General features: G+C 49.1%; 1 protein-coding gene. It reads left to right on the top strand.

Annotated elements, in window-relative coordinates:
* Positions 1-145: 145 nt before the first annotated feature.
* The coding region (locus IE142_RS39755; RefSeq protein ID WP_191889431.1) for a DDE-type integrase/transposase/recombinase at positions 146-750 on the top strand (605 nt) is incomplete at its 3' end.

Raw genomic sequence — 750 nt, 5'->3', positions numbered from 1 at the left:
CACCACCCAGTCTGGCAAAGAAGCTAACTGCCCAGAAGAGCCACCTGCAAAGGCTCCTACAATTAAGACACCAGCTGAAGCTCCTACTCCAAAAGAGACCCTGGTTCTAGGGAAGCCGCGAACTACTAAGATATCCCTACCTATCATGGCCTGGCACCGACGCCTATGCCATCTCAATCAAGCCGATCTCCTCCGCCTCGCCCGAGATCCTGAGTCTTGCATCGAAATCAAAGGCTCTAAAGAACTCCCATTTTGTGAAGTCTGTATACAGGCTAGACAGACACGCTATTATAGCAAGGTCCCTAGGTCCAGAGTTACCAAACCCCTTGCCCGAGTCCATCTAGATATCGCCGGCGGTGGACAAACTCTTGATTTTGACAACCCTAATGATGTTGTCACTGGCCGAATTGGGGCAAAATATGTCTTACTTATTACCGACGATGCCACACATTATCGATGGATCCTCTTCCTTGAGACAAAAAGTGCAGCCATTACCGCCTTCAAGAACTGGCTTCAAAATATGAAGAACCATGGCTTCACTGCTCCTGCCTACCTAGTCTCTGATAATGAATTCCGCTCCACTGAATGGATGGAAACCTACCGTCAGGAAGGCATAGAATGGCAACCAAGCTCGCCATATTCACCATGGCAAAATGCCGTTAGTGAACGTGGCATCCGGATCCTTTTTGAACGGGCCCGAGCTATGATGCTTGATGCCCCATATATACCAGAACGCTTTTGGGTAGATGC

Origin of the sequence: Streptomyces mutabilis, from assembly GCF_014649815.1 — a bacterium.
GTDB classification, from domain to species: Bacteria; Actinomycetota; Actinomycetes; order Streptomycetales; family Streptomycetaceae; genus Streptomyces; species Streptomyces mutabilis.
This window is presented reverse-complemented; position numbering and strand designations above follow the sequence as displayed.